We start from the raw sequence: 14,442 nt of genomic DNA on the forward strand, positions 1-14,442 counted from the left end.
TGGAAAACATAATACGGAATCCGAATTCCGATTTCAAGTTAAATCGCTAAATATCTTAGCTTATCTCAAGTCAGGTAATGTAAAGCAACACGCACCAGCTCATCTTCCAGTGCCGCGCCCGATAAAAAGGATAGCGAACCCGTCAAGGTGTGCTGGTTCAGGATGCCCAGCAGCACGGGCGGCACCACCATCATCGCCTGCGTGGGGTTGGGGTGACGGATGCTGGACGACTTGCTGGCCAGCACGGCGACCGTGCGTTGCGAAATCAGATGATTGATCTGGTGCACCCTGTCGCGAAATTGCGCATCCTGCGACGCGCGCGTGATCAGGGCCCGCAAGACGCCGCTGCGCCCGCCATTCACGGCTACGAACATGGCCACCATGGCGCGGATGAACTCTTCCAGGCTGCGCCCTTCCCATTGGCGCAGCTCCGTCAGGGTCTCGACTTTTTCCACCATGTCGGAAAAAAAGCGCTGCAGCAGCAAGCGGCTCAAGGTGTCCTTGTCGCCCAATAAACGGTAAAACGTGCCCACCGAGGTTTCCGCCAGTTTTGCCAGGTCGGCCACGCCGATTTCATCGAAACGGTTTTCCGCCAGCAACTGTTCGCCCACCTGCAGCAGGCGCTCGAACGCTTGCTTGCTGCGTGCCTGGGTGGGTTCCGGGGGAACGATCATCTGCGGAAAGGGCATCGGAAAGGAAGGCATGCGGCGTCGGCGTCTCGAATAGTGGAACCTGGGTTCCGTTATGGGTGCGCGTATTGTAACGCGGGAGACGGCCGATGGGGAGCGCCGCATGCATGCCTGATGGCGCTAGCGGCCCTGCCACTCCATGTAGACGTCGGCGCGCTGGTAATGGGCGTCGCCGGCCGGCCGCGCCACATGCGTAAAACCGCTGCTTTCATACAGGCGGATGGCGGGCGCCAGCTTGCTGTTCGATTCCAGGAACAACAGCTGGGCGCCGCTGGCCTCGAAGGCGTCGAAGGCCCGCTCGATCAGCCGGCGCGCGATGCCCAGGCCCTGGCATTCGGGCGTGACGGCCATCTTCGACAGCTCGATGCTGGCATCGCCGGCGCGGATCAGGGCGCAAGTGCCAACAATGCGGCCATCGAGGCGCGCGAGGAAAATCTGCCCGCCGTCATCGAGGATGGAACGTTGCGGATCGGACAGCACCTTGTCGTCCAGCGCCTCGACATAGAAATAGCGTTCCAGCCATTCGATATTCAAGCGTTTGAAATCGGCCGCGTAGGGCGCGGCGTAATCGATGATCTCCACGGCGGCCCGCTCGCGCTGGCGCAGGCAAGCGGCGATCGTCTCGCCAAAACCTTGCGCCTGCAAGCGCGCCTCCGCCCGGTCCAGGCTGGCCATCAGCTGCGGCGTGCCTTGCTCGAATACCGTATCGACGGCCGCGCGCACATCGTCCCACAGGGGCGCCATGTTGTGCAGCAAGGCTTGCCCGGCGTCGGACAGCGCCAGCAGGCGGCGCCGTTCATCCTTGGCGTCCGGCATCTCCGTCACCACGCCGGCATCGAGCAGCTTGCGTCCCAGCTGCACCACCACAGGATGCGTCTGCCCGATCTGCGCGGCCAGGGTCGTGATCGCCGTGGGGCCATTGTCGCGCAGCAGCAATAACAAGGGGAAACAGCGCGAGCTCAGCTCGACACCAGCGGCCAGGTAGCTGGTATCGACACCGGCGTACAGTTGATCAGATAGACGGCGCAGGCGGCTGGCCAGCATCAGCGAGCCGTAGGTTTGCAGGGTGGAGGACATGTTAGTCAGGGTATATGTAAGTAGTTACGTATACCCTAACGCAAACCGGCTTTCCAGGTCAAGCACAGGCTTGCCTAGTCGTCATCATCGGCCAGCGCCGCCTGCAACCTGGCCTGAAATACCGTCTCGATCATCTCGCCCAGGGTCGGCCACACTTGCGTCAGCCAGCGCTTGCCCTCCTCGCTCACCTCCACATATGGCGCCTGGCGCGTGGCGCAGTCCAGGCCAATCGCGATGACTTGCCCGGCATCTTCCAGGCCCCCGGCGATCATGGCGGCTATGGGCATGGCGATCAGCTCGGCGGTCAAATGCGGACGCAGCAGACAGGCGGGAGCGATAATGGCGAACGACGCTTCCGCATAACTCCAGCAATTCGTGGGCCAGTGGGCAGCCTTGACGGCCTTGAGGAAGGCCGCGTCGCTGTAGGCATCCGGCTGGGCTTGCGCTTGCGCATAGAAAGCGGCAAGGGCGACGAGTTGTGGCGGGGAAGTCCAGCTAGGCATCAAGCATGATCCAGAGGGCGCCGCTCCAGCTTGGCGGCAATCGCGGACTGTAGCATGTTCAAGCGGCACGCTGAAACACGGCTGGCCCGGGCATAATGCTGGCATCGCTCTCGCCCCTTTATCTGTTATGCCGACCGTCTGGGAACTCTGGAAAGCGGAACTGTTAAATGTGGGCGCCTGAGCGCATGGCCGCGCGCCACGCCCTACCCTATCCACATCCATACTTGAGGAAGTCCATGTCGGTCTACGCCATTACCATCCCCTGCTTTGCTGGCGCGGCAGGTGGAATTCACGTGCACGCAGGCGCAGGAAGCCGTGTCCCGGCTGACGCGGCAAGCGCTACCCCAACTCGCCACGCCCGCCAGCATGCAGGAAGCCAAGGCGCTGATCGAGGACACCCTGACGATGCTCGCTGCGGCGGACCGCGCAGCGATCGACGCTGGTGCAGAGCAGCAAGTATCGATCACCGTGGCCGGCGGTTTGAGCTTCGACATGACGGGTCTGGAATACGCAGTCAACTGGGCCACGCCGCAATTCTATTTTCACCTGGTGACGGCCTACAACATCCTGCGCCATAACGGCGTGCCGCTTGGCAAGGCCGAGTATGTGCAGCATATGTTCGCCTATGCGCGCGCGGCATAATTACTTGTATATGTGAAGGAAGGAAACCATGCTGTTATCACTCGACGATCCCCTCTGGCCCACCCTGGAAGGCGGCTACCGCATGCCCTGCGACGTGGCGGAGGCGCTCAAGGCCATGCAGGCGGGAGAAGACGTCTGGCATGAGCTGTGGGAGGAGCTGCACCACCAGGGCGACGTGGGCGTCGCCTCGTATGCGGCCGTGCCCCAGCTCGTCGCCATGCTGGGCGGCGCCAATTCGCGCGCGGAAGATTTCTATGCGCTCATCGCCCTGATCGAACTGGAACGCCACCGCCAGCACAATCCGCCGCTGCCGGAGTGGCTGGCCGGCAGCTACCGTGATGCCTGGGCGCAGCTGCCCTCCATCGCCGCGCGCGATCTGCAGGGCCAGCTGGATCCCGTCATGCTGGAATCCGTGTTCGCCGTGCTGGCCCTGGCCAAGGGCAAGCTGCGCCTGGGCGCCCTGCTGCTGCAGATGGATTCCTCCGAAGCGGACGAGTGGCTGGGAGAGCGTCTCGGCTGGAGCGAAGTCTACGGCGCAGACGCCTAGCGGTTAGAAACGCTCGTCGCGCAGCGCCGGCAGCACCAGTTCGCGCACGAACGAGGCATTCGATAGGCTCAACAGCATACGCACGACGGCGACGACGTCATGCACGGGAATCAGCTCACCCTCGCCCCGCGCTGCAGCGTCCGCCAGCGGCACGGACAAGCCATCGTAGGTATTCAGATAGCCCAGCTGTAGCGCCGTCACGGCCAGACCCTGTTCGCGGAAACCTTCACGCAAGGCGTCGGCGATGCCGTTCAGGGCGAATTTCGAGGCGCTGAACGTCACCTCGGGACGGCCGCTCTGGCGCAGGCCCGAAGTCGAGCCCGTGAGTATCAGCTGCGGCTTGTTGCTGGCCAGCAAGCGCGGCACCAGGCGCTTGAGCAGCAATATCGTCGCCGTGATGTTGGTATTGACCATGTCGACGATGGCATCGTCCGCATCGCCGAGAAAAGCATACTCGTCGGTGAAAGCCTTTTCTTCCCACACGCCAAGGTTGTAGATCACCGCGTCCAGCGCGGCGGGCGCTACACGCGCGATGCATTCGACCGCCTCGGTCGGCACAGACAGGTCCGCCGCGATCCATTGCAGCTGTGTACCCTGGCCGGCAGGCAAGTCGGCAGGCTGATGGCGCGATACCCCGATGACGGCATGGCCGTCAGCGAGCAAACCGTCCACCAGCGCGCGTCCCAGGCCCCGGCTGGCGCCCACGATCATGATGTGCATACTGTGTCCTTTCCAATGAAGTCAACGCCGATGATAGCGGCGTTGTATTAAGCACAGCTGAGGCTGGCCCCCATACGCCCCGCGTTTACTCATGCGGCGGAAATGCGTATGCTAGGTCTGGCAATCTCCGATAACACACAAGAACGAGACACATGCCTACCTCCGACACCGCCGCACTCAACGCCGCAAGCCGTCCCCTCACCCAACAAGACTATAAAACCCTGTCGCTGGCCGCCCTCGGTGGCGCGCTGGAATTCTACGATTTCATCATCTTCGTCTTCTTCGCCAACGCCATCGGCCAGCTGTTCTTCCCGCCGGAAATGCCGGACTGGCTGCGTTTGCTGCAAACCTTCGGCATCTTCGCCGCCGGCTACGTCGTGCGTCCACTGGGCGGCATCGTCATGGCCCACTTCGGCGACTTGCTCGGCCGCAAGCGCATGTTCACCCTCTCCATCCTGATGATGGCCGTGCCGACCTTGCTGATCGGCCTGCTGCCGACGTATGCCACCATCGGCCTGGCCGCCCCGCTGCTGCTGCTGCTGATGCGCGTCTTCCAGGGCGCGGCCGTGGGCGGCGAAGTGCCGGGCGCCTGGGTGTTTGTGTCCGAACATGTACCCAGCCGTTTCACGGGCTTTGCCTGCGGCACGCTGACGGCCGGTCTGACGGTGGGAATTTTGTTGGGCTCACTCGTGGCGACGGGTTTGAACACCGTCTACACGCCGGCAGAAATCACCGATGGCGCCTGGCGCTATCCGTTCTTGCTGGGCGGTATCTTCGGTTTCGGCGCCATGTATTTGCGCCGCTGGCTGCATGAAACTCCTGTCTTCGCGGAAATGCAGCAGCGCAAGGCGCTGTCGACGGAAATGCCTTTGAAATCCGTGCTGCGCAGCCATCGCGGCGCCGTCGCCGTGTCGATGTTGCTGACCTGGATGCTGTCGGCCGGCATCGTCGTCGTCATTTTGATGACACCTGCCCTGCTGCAAAAGATCCACCACATCGCCCCGCGCACCACCCTGGTCGCCAATACCGTAGCCACCCTGTGCCTGGCCATCGGCTGCGTCATCGCCGGCATGCTGGCCGACCGCCTGGGCGGCAAGCGCGTGATCTTCGTCGGCTCCGTGCTGCTGGCCATTTCCACGTATATTTTCTACACCACCGTCGGCAGCCGTCCCGACCTGCTGCTGCCCTTGTACGCCATGACGGGCCTGTGCGTCGGCGTCGTCGGCGCCGTGCCCTACGTGCTGGTGCAAGCGTTCCCGGCCCAGGTGCGCTTTTCCGGGCTGTCGTTTTCCTACAACTTGTCGTACGCGATTTTCGGCGGCCTGACGCCCGTGGTCGTGACCCTGATGCTGAAAAACAATGTGCTGGGCCCCGCCTATTACGTGATCGGCGTGTGCGTGATCGGCATGCTGACGGCGCTGTTCATCAAGGATCAGCAGCAGACTGTGGGACGCTAGATACACGCAGCGCGCGGGGCTGGCCTCGTGCGCTGCAACAACTACCCCGGTAACCTATCAAGAAAATAGCAATAGAAAGTCTTCAAAGGAGTTCGCAATTTTTCGCCAGTAATCATCGTCCCATAAGATGACAGAGGGCGCGTTTCGGGCGCCCCTGAAATCGAGACAGAATTGACTCCCGTCACCGGCCATGCCGAAACAAATGATTTCTGTAAAATCAACGATGTCCGGAATGGCTCCCGGGCCGGCACTGACACTTCCAGGCTCCCCATAGCAGCCATCGCCTGCGAAACACGCGCCAAGCTTCGCTGTCTGGGCACTCAATTCGACGACATCCGTATAGATTTGCGCCAGTTCCGTCTGCAAGACGCCGCCGAAAGAATCGAGCTCTTGCTTCAGTCTCAAATTACAAAGTCCTTCCGCATCTCGATACCTTGCCGAAAAAGCAACATACTCGACGGGTAAATCCATACCGTTCATCTGCATTGCTGACTTTACCTTTCACAATCGGAACATGATATTAAAACAAAATTGCTTCTGCGCCAGCTTCGGGTGGCTTTTTTTTCGCCCCGATTTGTCGCGCTGCACCAAATTCTGAAAAGGCGTTTCACATCGCGGGATCTCAAACAGCAGACTCAACAATAAATGCTCTCACTTTTTGAAAATTCATTTCACATCCTGAAAAATTATAATTAAGCCGTTGAAAAACATGGAATAAATTTAAGTTATATGTCTTATATAAGACTTGAACATCGGCGCCAATCGGCCTACTATTTAGTCATGCAGTTTGCTTCGACAAGACGTTGTGGCGCACTCGGCGATTTTCTCAAACATAGCTTTTCTTTTTAGGAGATTCACATGTCCCAATATCAAGACGACATCAAAGCTGTTGCTGGTTTGAAAGAGCAACAAGGCAGCGCCTGGAACGCCATCAATCCCGAGTCCGCAGCCCGCATGCGCGCCCAGAACAAGTTCAAGACCGGCCTGGACATCGCCCGCTACACGGCCAAGATCATGCGCAACGACATGGCTGCCTACGATGCGGACACATCCAAGTACACCCAGTCGCTCGGTTGCTGGCACGGTTTCATCGGTCAACAGAAGATGATTTCGATCAAGAAGCACTTCAACAGCACCGACCGCCGCTACCTCTACCTGTCCGGCTGGATGGTTGCCGCCCTGCGCTCCGAGTTTGGCCCACTGCCAGACCAGTCGATGCATGAAAAAACCGCCGTCACCAGCTTGATCCGCGAGCTGTACACCTTCCTGCGCCAGGCCGATGCCCGCGAACTGGGCGGCCTGTTCCGTCAGTTGGACGCTGCCCAAGGTGCTGAGAAGCAAGCCATCCAGGCCAAGATCGACGGCCACGTCACCCACGTCGTGCCCATCATCGCCGACATCGACGCCGGTTTCGGCAATGCGGAAGCCACCTATCTGCTGGCGAAACAGTTCATCGAAGCGGGCGCCTGCTGCATCCAGATCGAAAACCAGGTATCCGACGAGAAACAATGTGGCCACCAGGACGGTAAAGTCACGGTGCCGCACGAAGACTTCCTGGCCAAGATTCGCGCCATCCGCTACGCCTTCCTGGAACTGGGCGTGGACGACGGCATCATCGTCGCCCGCACCGATTCGCTGGGCGCCGGCCTGACCAAGCAGATCGCCGTCACCAATGAGCCAGGCGACCTGGGCGACCAATACAACTCCTTCCTCGACTGCGAAGAAGTGTCGGCCGACGCGCTGGGCAATGGCGACGTCATCCTCAAGCGCGAAGGCAAGCTGCTGCGTCCAAAACGCCTGCCGAGCAACCTGTTCCAGTTCCGCGCCGGTTCCGGCGAAGAGCGTTGCGTGCTCGACTGCATCACCTCGCTGCAAAACGGCGCCGACCTGCTGTGGATCGAAACAGAAAAACCGCATATCGCGCAAATCGGCGGCATGGTCAGCGAAATCCGCAAGGTCATCCCGAACGCCAAGCTGGTGTACAACAACAGCCCATCGTTCAACTGGACCCTGAACTTCCGCCAGCAGGTGTATGACATCATGAAGGCCGACGGCAAAGACGTGTCCGCCTACGAACGCGCCCAGTTGATGAGCGTGGAATACGACCAGACGGAATTGGCGATCACGGCCGATGAGAAAATCCGCACCTTCCAGGCCGACTCGGCCCGCGAAGCCGGCATCTTCCATCACCTGATCACCCTGCCGACCTACCACACGGCCGCCTTGTCGACCGACAACCTGGCCAAGGAATACTTCGGCGACCAAGGCATGCTGGGCTACGTGGCCGGCGTGCAGCGCAAGGAAATCCGCCAGGGCATCGCCTGCGTGAAACATCAAAACATGTCCGGCTCGGACATCGGCGATGATCACAAGGATTACTTCAGCGGCGAAGCGGCGCTGAAAGCGGCTGGTAAAGACAACACCATGAACCAGTTCTGAGATTTTGGTTTGGCTGTAAAGTGAGAGAGCCCGCTTCGGTGGGCTTTTTTGCGTCTGAACTTTGCGTGAGAGGGGGATTCAAATCCTAGGTCAAAACCCGCATATATCCTAGATTTTGGCAATTTGAAATTTCCACAAAACCCAAAACATACCCCTTCTGGCAACAGCTTCGATGAAAAAATCATCTCGCTCTACGCACACGGCCTGAGGTTGCGGAGATCCAGCCTCGCTTGGAAGAAATGTACAACGCCAAGGTGCCACCGCCCCTCATATCCAACGTCACGGACGCCGTCAGCGAAGATGTGAAGCTCTGGCAGGCCCGCCTGATCGACGCCTTGTACCCGCCGGAAATCCGAAAGGTGATTTACACCACGAATGCGATTGAATCGATGAGCATGAGCATACGAAAAGTCACGAAGACTCGCAGTTCTTCTCGCTTTCTTCAATTTTTGTGGGTATTGTCAATTTCGCCTCCAGTCCACCTCCCGGTCGCTGACTAAGTTCTATTGCCCCGCCAAAGCGCTCAGCAATTGCGGCGACGATCGACAGGCCCAAGCCACTTCCCTGACCGGTACCGCGCCGCCAGAAGCGCTCCTTGACCATAGCCAACTCTTCTGCGCTGAGACCTGTTCCTTGATCGAGCACACGGAACGCACAAGTATTCCCGGCCAACTGCATCTCCAGGACAATGTCTTGCGCTGCCGGCGTATGGCGTAGTGCGTTGTCAAGCAAATTACGCAATGCGGTAATGGCCAGGGCTTGCGGCAGCGCCAATTGTGCCGACTTGCCAGCGCTGTGGAAAACAATACGTTCTCCCGCATTGCTACTGGTGCTGGCGTCACGGATCGCCAGCCGTGCAACTTCCTCAGCATCAGAAAGGTTGCCATCTTCCCAGGAGAAGGGCCCCTCAATTTGCGAAAGCGTCAGCAATTGGCCGAGTGTGCGCTGCAGCCGGGCGACGCCTTCCTCTGCGTAGTCCATTGCCAGTGCGGCGTCCTTGCCCTGCGTGATACGCGTCACTTGCAAATGCGTCTTGATGGCAGTAAGCGGAGTCCGAAGTTCATGGGCGGCATCGCTCGTGAAGCGGCGCTCACGAGCGATGGTGACGTTCACCCGTTGCAGCAAGGCGTTCAGGGTGGTGACCAAAGGCATGAGATCGGTCGACATGGCTCTCTCGGGAATCGGCGTCATCGTATCTGGCGTGCGCCTGGCGAGTGCCTGCCGCAGCCGCTCCAACGGCAACAGGCCACTTTTCACACCAAACCACAGAACGATCAAGCTACCGATCATGGCAACGACAAATGGCACTACTGCCGCCATCGCCACATTTTTCAGCAGCGAATTGCGCTCAGCCAGACGGTCGGCGGTGGTCACGCGCAGCCTGTCGGTTTCAAACGTATAACTGCGCCAGCGTTCACCCTTGATAACACGTTCGGAATAGCCGGGTTTCCCCATCGCGACAGCGTCCGCTGTGACACCTGGAGTGCGCGCTATCACATCGCCGCGCAAGGAAGTGATTTGGCAATCGAAGCCCTTGGCCATCGATGGCATTGTCAAAGCGGATTTCTCCTGCGTGCGGTCGGCTCCGTCCCAGGCGGAGGGATTCTGCGCCATCAGTCCGGCGACCATTTGCGCCGACATCGCCAGCCGCTGGTCCAGCGTGTGGTGTACTTCGTCGTCCAGACTGCGCAACATCCATATCGCCACGGCTCCCCACAACAGGCTCAGCGAAATCCCGATGAGCAACAACAGCCGCAGTCGCAAGCTCATTGATTCACCATGGAAATCTTGTAGCCAAGGCCGCGTACGGTTTCGATCAGGTCTGTGCCGAGCTTGCGCCGCAGATGATGGACATGCACGCTGAGGGCGTTACTTTCAATCTCTTCATTGAAATGGTAGAGACTATCCTTCAACTGATCAGCACTCAGAATGCGTCCGCTAGCGTGCAGTAACGCTGCCAGCAATGCCAGCTCGCGTCGCGACAAATCGACCAATTGGCCGTTGAGATGGACTTCGCCGTTGCTGGGGTCCATGCGCAAAGGCCCGCGTTCGATGATGTCAACGCTGCGGCCGGCAGCGCGCCGCAGTAGCGCGTGCAGGCGCGCCACCAGTTCGTCGAGATCGAACGGCTTGAGCAAGTAATCATCGGCACCGGCACGCAGGCCAGCCACCCGATCCTCGACCGCGTCCCGGGCGCTTAACACCAGTACCGGAAGCGCCATGCCAGCCGCACGCAGGCGCGGCAACAGGCGCATTCCATCTTCATCAGGCAAACCAAGATCCAGAATGACGACGTCACAGTGCAGGGTAGCCAACGCGGCTTCGGCCTGCGCAGCGCTGGTCACGCCGTCGGCTGTCAAGCCATGCGCACGCAAGCCGGCCAGAATGCCATGGGCGATCAGTTCATCATCTTCTACCAGTAATACTCGCATTGTGTTCCTCCATGCCATCCATTTTTTCAGCATTAGATTATCGCATTGTTAACGTAGCCTTAACCTGCATGAGACAGGATGGAAACCTATCTTTTTCGGAGCTACCTATGTCACGTATTCTGCGATACCTATGGGTGTTTTTATTGCCCCTACTGCTTGGGATGCCCGCGCATGCCGAGAGTAATTTTCTCCCCCCGGAGCAAGCGTTCAAGTTCAGCGTCACCCACGAGGATCAGGGACGGGTTCGCTTGACCTGGCAAATCAGCGAGGGCTACTACCTGTATCGCAAACAATTGAAGGTCGAAGCGCAGCCAGCCGAAAGCGCCCTGCCCATCGACTATCCGGCAGGGACAATGAAGACCGATGAATTCTTCGGCGAAAGCGAGGTCTACCACGATAGCGTCGAGCTGATCGTCAACGCCGCTGGTGCAAGTGCCTTGACAGTGGGCTGGCAAGGCTGCGCCGACGCTGGCCTGTGCTACCCGCCACAAAGCCAGACCATCGAATTGCGTAAGGCATCATCATCGCTTGCGACCGACAACAATGCTGCCGGTGCGTCAACCGAGGTCCGCGGCGAGGACCAGAGCATGGCGGATCGCTTGTCACAGTCAAACTTGGCCTGGATGCTGGTGGTGTTCTTCGGCCTGGGCTTGCTGATGACGTTTACCCCTTGCGTGCTGCCGATGATTCCCATCCTGTCCAGCCTGATCGCTGGCAGCGGCGCCGGCCCGAAGCGCGGCTTTATCCTGTCGCTGGCCTTTGTGTTGCCGATGGCGTTGACCTATGCCGTGTTTGGCGCGGCCGCAGCGCTGGCTGGCGCCAACTTGCAGGCGATGCTGCAAAATCCATGGGTACTCGGCGTGTTTGGCGCGATCTTTGTCGCGCTGGCAATGGCAATGTTTGGCTTCTACGAGCTACAGCTGCCGTCTTTCCTGCGCAATCGGCTGGATCAAGCCAGCCAGGGTCAGCGCGGCGGCACCGTGCTTGGTGCTGGCGCGATGGGTGTGCTGTCGGCACTGCTGGTTGGACCCTGCATGACGGCACCGCTGGCTGGAGCCCTGCTATACATCGGCGACACTGGGAACGTCCTGAGTGGCGGTCTGGCCTTGTTGTTCATGGGCCTGGGCATGGGCGTACCCCTGCTGTTGGTGGGCACCGTTGGCGCGAAACTCCTGCCTCGACCAGGCAACTGGATGAACCGCGTCAAGGCCTGCTTTGGCTTCATCTTGCTGGGCATGGCCATTCTGTTCGGCGCCAGGGTATTGCCAGATTCCGTCGCATTGGCCCTGTGGGGTGCCTTGCTGCTGGCATGCGCACTGAGTCTGTCCACGTTGGCGCAGCAGTTCGTCGCTGACGGCGGCCGCTTGCTGATGCGCTGCATCGCATTACTCATCGGTATTTGGGGCGGCATCATGGTTCTGGGCGCTGCGGCCGGGGGACACGACCCGCTGCAACCGCTGGCTTTCGCCGCCCGTGCCAACGCTACCGAGAACGCCAGTGGCAAGCGGAACTTCATGGAGAGCTTTGCGACCGTCAAGACGCCGCAGCAGCTCGCCGATGGCGTCGCCGAGGCAGGCCGCAACGGACAGTGGACACTGGTCGATTTTTACGCCGACTGGTGCGTCTCCTGCAAGGCGATAGAGCGCGACGTGTTTTCCGACTCGCGGGTGCAACAGGCCCTGAGCGGCATGCAGTTGCTGCGTCCCGATATCACGGCAAACAACGCCGATGACGTAGCGATGCTGCGTGCATACCAGGCCTTTGGCGCGCCGACCATCCTGCTGATCGGCCCGGACGGCAAGGAACATCGCGCCGAACGCATTATCGGTGAATTGAGCGCCGACGAATTCCTCGCACACCTCAAGCGCGCGCAGGACAAAGCCTGATCATGCTGACGATAAATATAGGGCCGCTGGTGCTACCCATGCACCAGGCCATGCTGATTGCTGCCGTACTGGTCGCGTTTAGCGTGAGCCACATTATCGGGCGGCGCCAAAAAAATCAATGCGTTGGACACATCCTGTCCGACATGCTGATCGCGGCACTGCTCGCGGCGCGCCTGGCCTTCGTCGTGGCGTGGTTCGATCTCTACCGGTCAGCACCATGGTCGATTATCGACATCCGCGACGGTGGCTTCACGCCTTGGGCAGGCATCATGGCCGCCTTGCTGGTGGCGATCTGGCATGCTTGGCGTACCCCGGCAAGCTGCAAGCCGCTGGGCATCGCGCTGGCCGCAGGGATGTTGACCTATGGTGCGTTGCTCGGAACCAGTCTTACGATCAACAAGGGGCCAGCGGCACTGCCGGCCACAGCGCTGACGACGTTGGCCGACGAGCAAACCAAGCTTGCTCGGTTGGCCGACGGCAAACCGCTGGTGGTCAATCTGTGGGCCAGTTGGTGTCCACCCTGCCGGCGAGAAATGCCGCTCTTGGAGGATGTCCAGAAAGAACAGGGTGGGACCGCTTTTGCTTTTGTCAATCAAGGTGAAACGCAAGACATCGTAGAGCATTACCTGAGCGATAGCGGCGTGGACCTGTCCAATGTCGTGCTTGACCGCGATACAGCGCTTGGCAAGGTGGTCGGTTCAATGGCCTTGCCGACCACCTTGTTCTATGACGCTAGCGGCCAGCTGCGCGCTACCCATATGGGAGAACTCTCGGCCGCTACGCTCGCCGACAAATTGAGGCTGCTGCAGGAGCCTGCCCAACAATCCCATTCCACTTTAAAGAAACAGGAGTAAATGACAATGCGCAAACACTCATGCATGTTAGCCGCCGCAATGTATGCCGCAATCGGTATCGCCGTGGCCGCACCCGCGAGCAGCCTGCCGGCGCCGATCAAGGCACTGGAAACGCAAGGTGTCGAGATAGTAGGACGTTTTGATGCGCCAGGCGGAGTGCAGGGCTATGCTGGCCTGCTGCAGCAGAAGCCGATCGGAATATATCTGACTCCGGATGGCAAACAGGCGATCGTCGGCACCATGCTCGATGCCAAGGGTGCCAATCTTACCGAAGGGCCATTGACGAAGCTGGTCAGCAAACCGATGACGGAGGAAAACTGGAGCAAACTGGGCCAGAGCAGCTGGATTGCGGACGGTAACAAAGATGCGCAACGCATCGTCTACACATTTACCGATCCAAACTGCCCGTATTGCAATAAATTCTGGAATGATGCCCGCCCCTGGATCAAGGCTGGCAAGGTGCAAATACGCCACATCATGGTCGGTATCATCAAGGAAAACAGCGCTGGCAAGGCGGCCGCGCTCCTGAGCGCAAAAGATCCACAGGCGGCCCTTAAACAACATGAACAGCAACACGCCAGCGGCGGCATTCAGCCCATGGCGACGGTTCCAGCAGACATCCGCGTCAAGCTCGACGGCAACAAAAAACTGATGCAGGAGCTCGGATTCTTCGCCACACCAACAATTTTCTATAAAGATTCAAACGGAATCATGCAAACAGTACAAGGTGCTCCAAGTGCGAAAGCGCTGAACGTCATTCTCGGTACGCGCTAGGTCCGGCTGCAGTAGCTTGCATTACTTGCGGCGAACACCGAGATTGGCAAAGAGGAGGAAGAGCCAGAACGTACCGGGGTCAGGTCCGCCAGTCAAACCGAACTGATGCATTGGGCGCCGTAGAGCTGGCTCAGTAGAAACCTTATTAAAACCAGGAACGCGCACCAAAGGCACGCAGGGCTGCCGCGCATGGCCCCATGGGAAAGGTCCATCATTCGGACACGGATTGATGCATTGGGCGCAGTAGAAGCTTGCTCAGTCGAAACCTAATTAGAACCACAAACGCGCGCCGAAGGCGCGCGAAGTGAGGTGTACTGTCAATAGCGGACACTCTTGTTTCAAGCCGCCCGTGGCTGTTTGCTGAATTTCTCAGCGAACAACGCGGGCGGAACATTGCCGAGGCGCGAGTGGCGCCGCTGGCG

General features: G+C 59.6%; 15 protein-coding genes. 8 read left to right on the plus strand and 7 right to left on the minus strand.

Annotation, left to right across the window (positions count from 1 at the left end):
• Positions 1 to 65 precede the first annotated feature (65 nt).
• The 3 genes from ACQ4WS_RS23480 to ACQ4WS_RS23490 all read right to left on the minus strand — a co-directional run bounded on the left by ACQ4WS_RS23480 (position 66) and on the right by ACQ4WS_RS23490 (position 2,269).
• Positions 66 to 704, minus strand: coding sequence for a TetR/AcrR family transcriptional regulator (locus tag ACQ4WS_RS23480; RefSeq protein WP_436479413.1), 639 nt, complete (start codon positions 702 to 704; stop codon positions 66 to 68).
• 105 nt (positions 705 to 809) lie between these two features.
• Entirely contained in the window at positions 810 to 1,766 is a 957-nt protein-coding gene (locus ACQ4WS_RS23485) for a bifunctional helix-turn-helix transcriptional regulator/GNAT family N-acetyltransferase (RefSeq protein WP_436479414.1), read from the minus strand.
• A 74-nt stretch (positions 1,767 to 1,840) separates the two neighbouring features.
• On the minus strand, positions 1,841 to 2,269 hold the full coding sequence (locus ACQ4WS_RS23490) for a hypothetical protein (RefSeq protein WP_436479415.1): 429 nt from the start codon (positions 2,267 to 2,269) through the stop codon (positions 1,841 to 1,843).
• A 282-nt stretch (positions 2,270 to 2,551) separates the two neighbouring features.
• Here ACQ4WS_RS23490 and ACQ4WS_RS23495 point away from each other — a divergent pair, with 282 nt between their 5' ends.
• Both ACQ4WS_RS23495 and ACQ4WS_RS23500 read left to right on the plus strand, forming a co-directional pair.
• Positions 2,552 to 2,911, plus strand: coding sequence for a DUF1993 family protein (locus tag ACQ4WS_RS23495; protein ID WP_436479416.1), 360 nt, complete (start codon positions 2,552 to 2,554; stop codon positions 2,909 to 2,911).
• A gap of 28 nt (positions 2,912 to 2,939) precedes the next feature.
• Positions 2,940 to 3,458: a hypothetical protein gene (locus tag ACQ4WS_RS23500; RefSeq protein WP_436479417.1), complete on the plus strand. Its 519-nt coding sequence runs from the start codon at positions 2,940 to 2,942 to the stop codon at positions 3,456 to 3,458.
• Between the two features lie 3 nt (positions 3,459 to 3,461).
• On the opposite strand, the gene ACQ4WS_RS23505 is transcribed toward ACQ4WS_RS23500, so the two are convergent.
• Complete coding sequence (locus ACQ4WS_RS23505; RefSeq protein ID WP_436479418.1) at positions 3,462 to 4,178, minus strand: SDR family oxidoreductase; 717 nt, start codon at positions 4,176 to 4,178, stop codon at positions 3,462 to 3,464.
• Positions 4,179 to 4,330: 152 nt separating this feature from the next.
• On the opposite strand from ACQ4WS_RS23505, the gene ACQ4WS_RS23510 reads away from it, so the two are divergent.
• Positions 4,331 to 5,635: an MFS transporter gene (locus ACQ4WS_RS23510; protein WP_436479419.1), complete on the plus strand. Its 1,305-nt coding sequence runs from the start codon at positions 4,331 to 4,333 to the stop codon at positions 5,633 to 5,635.
• 57 nt (positions 5,636 to 5,692) lie between these two features.
• On the opposite strand, the gene ACQ4WS_RS23515 is transcribed toward ACQ4WS_RS23510, so the two are convergent.
• Positions 5,693 to 6,106, minus strand: coding sequence for an SMI1/KNR4 family protein (locus tag ACQ4WS_RS23515; protein WP_436479420.1), 414 nt, complete (start codon positions 6,104 to 6,106; stop codon positions 5,693 to 5,695).
• Positions 6,107 to 6,493: 387 nt separating this feature from the next.
• Between ACQ4WS_RS23515 and ACQ4WS_RS23520 the strand changes: the two genes are divergently transcribed.
• On the plus strand, positions 6,494 to 8,074 hold the full coding sequence (locus tag ACQ4WS_RS23520) for an isocitrate lyase (protein WP_436479421.1): 1,581 nt from the start codon (positions 6,494 to 6,496) through the stop codon (positions 8,072 to 8,074).
• Between the two features lie 239 nt (positions 8,075 to 8,313).
• On the plus strand, positions 8,314 to 8,574 hold the full coding sequence (locus ACQ4WS_RS23525; RefSeq protein ID WP_436479422.1) for a hypothetical protein: 261 nt from the start codon (positions 8,314 to 8,316) through the stop codon (positions 8,572 to 8,574).
• On the opposite strand, the gene ACQ4WS_RS23530 is transcribed toward ACQ4WS_RS23525, so the two are convergent.
• Together ACQ4WS_RS23530 and ACQ4WS_RS23535 are read right to left on the minus strand one after the other, a co-directional pair.
• Positions 8,486 to 9,844, minus strand: coding sequence for an ATP-binding protein (locus ACQ4WS_RS23530; protein ID WP_436479423.1), 1,359 nt, complete (start codon positions 9,842 to 9,844; stop codon positions 8,486 to 8,488). The genes ACQ4WS_RS23525 and ACQ4WS_RS23530 overlap by 89 nt on opposite strands.
• Complete coding sequence (locus ACQ4WS_RS23535; RefSeq protein ID WP_436479424.1) at positions 9,841 to 10,506, minus strand: response regulator; 666 nt, start codon at positions 10,504 to 10,506, stop codon at positions 9,841 to 9,843. The genes ACQ4WS_RS23530 and ACQ4WS_RS23535 overlap by 4 nt, the downstream gene beginning before the upstream one ends.
• Before the next feature lie 107 nt (positions 10,507 to 10,613).
• Here ACQ4WS_RS23535 and dsbD point away from each other — a divergent pair, with 107 nt between their 5' ends.
• From dsbD to dsbG, 3 genes are read left to right on the plus strand one after another with little or no spacing between them, the layout of a single operon-like run.
• Positions 10,614 to 12,392 carry a protein-disulfide reductase DsbD gene (gene dsbD, locus ACQ4WS_RS23540; protein ID WP_436479425.1) on the plus strand — a complete coding sequence of 593 codons (1,779 nt, stop codon included), beginning with the start codon at positions 10,614 to 10,616 and terminating at the stop codon, positions 12,390 to 12,392.
• Between the two features lie 2 nt (positions 12,393 to 12,394).
• Positions 12,395 to 13,246 (plus strand): TlpA family protein disulfide reductase, encoded by an 852-nt coding sequence (locus ACQ4WS_RS23545; protein WP_436479426.1) that lies wholly within the window; start codon positions 12,395 to 12,397, stop codon positions 13,244 to 13,246.
• On the plus strand, positions 13,247 to 14,020 hold the full coding sequence (gene dsbG, locus ACQ4WS_RS23550) for a thiol:disulfide interchange protein DsbG (protein WP_436479427.1): 774 nt from the start codon (positions 13,247 to 13,249) through the stop codon (positions 14,018 to 14,020).
• The last annotated feature ends 422 nt before the right edge of the window (positions 14,021 to 14,442 follow it).

This window comes from Janthinobacterium leeuwenhoeki (genome assembly GCF_051380795.1).
Classification (GTDB): Bacteria; Pseudomonadota; Gammaproteobacteria; order Burkholderiales; family Burkholderiaceae_D; genus Janthinobacterium.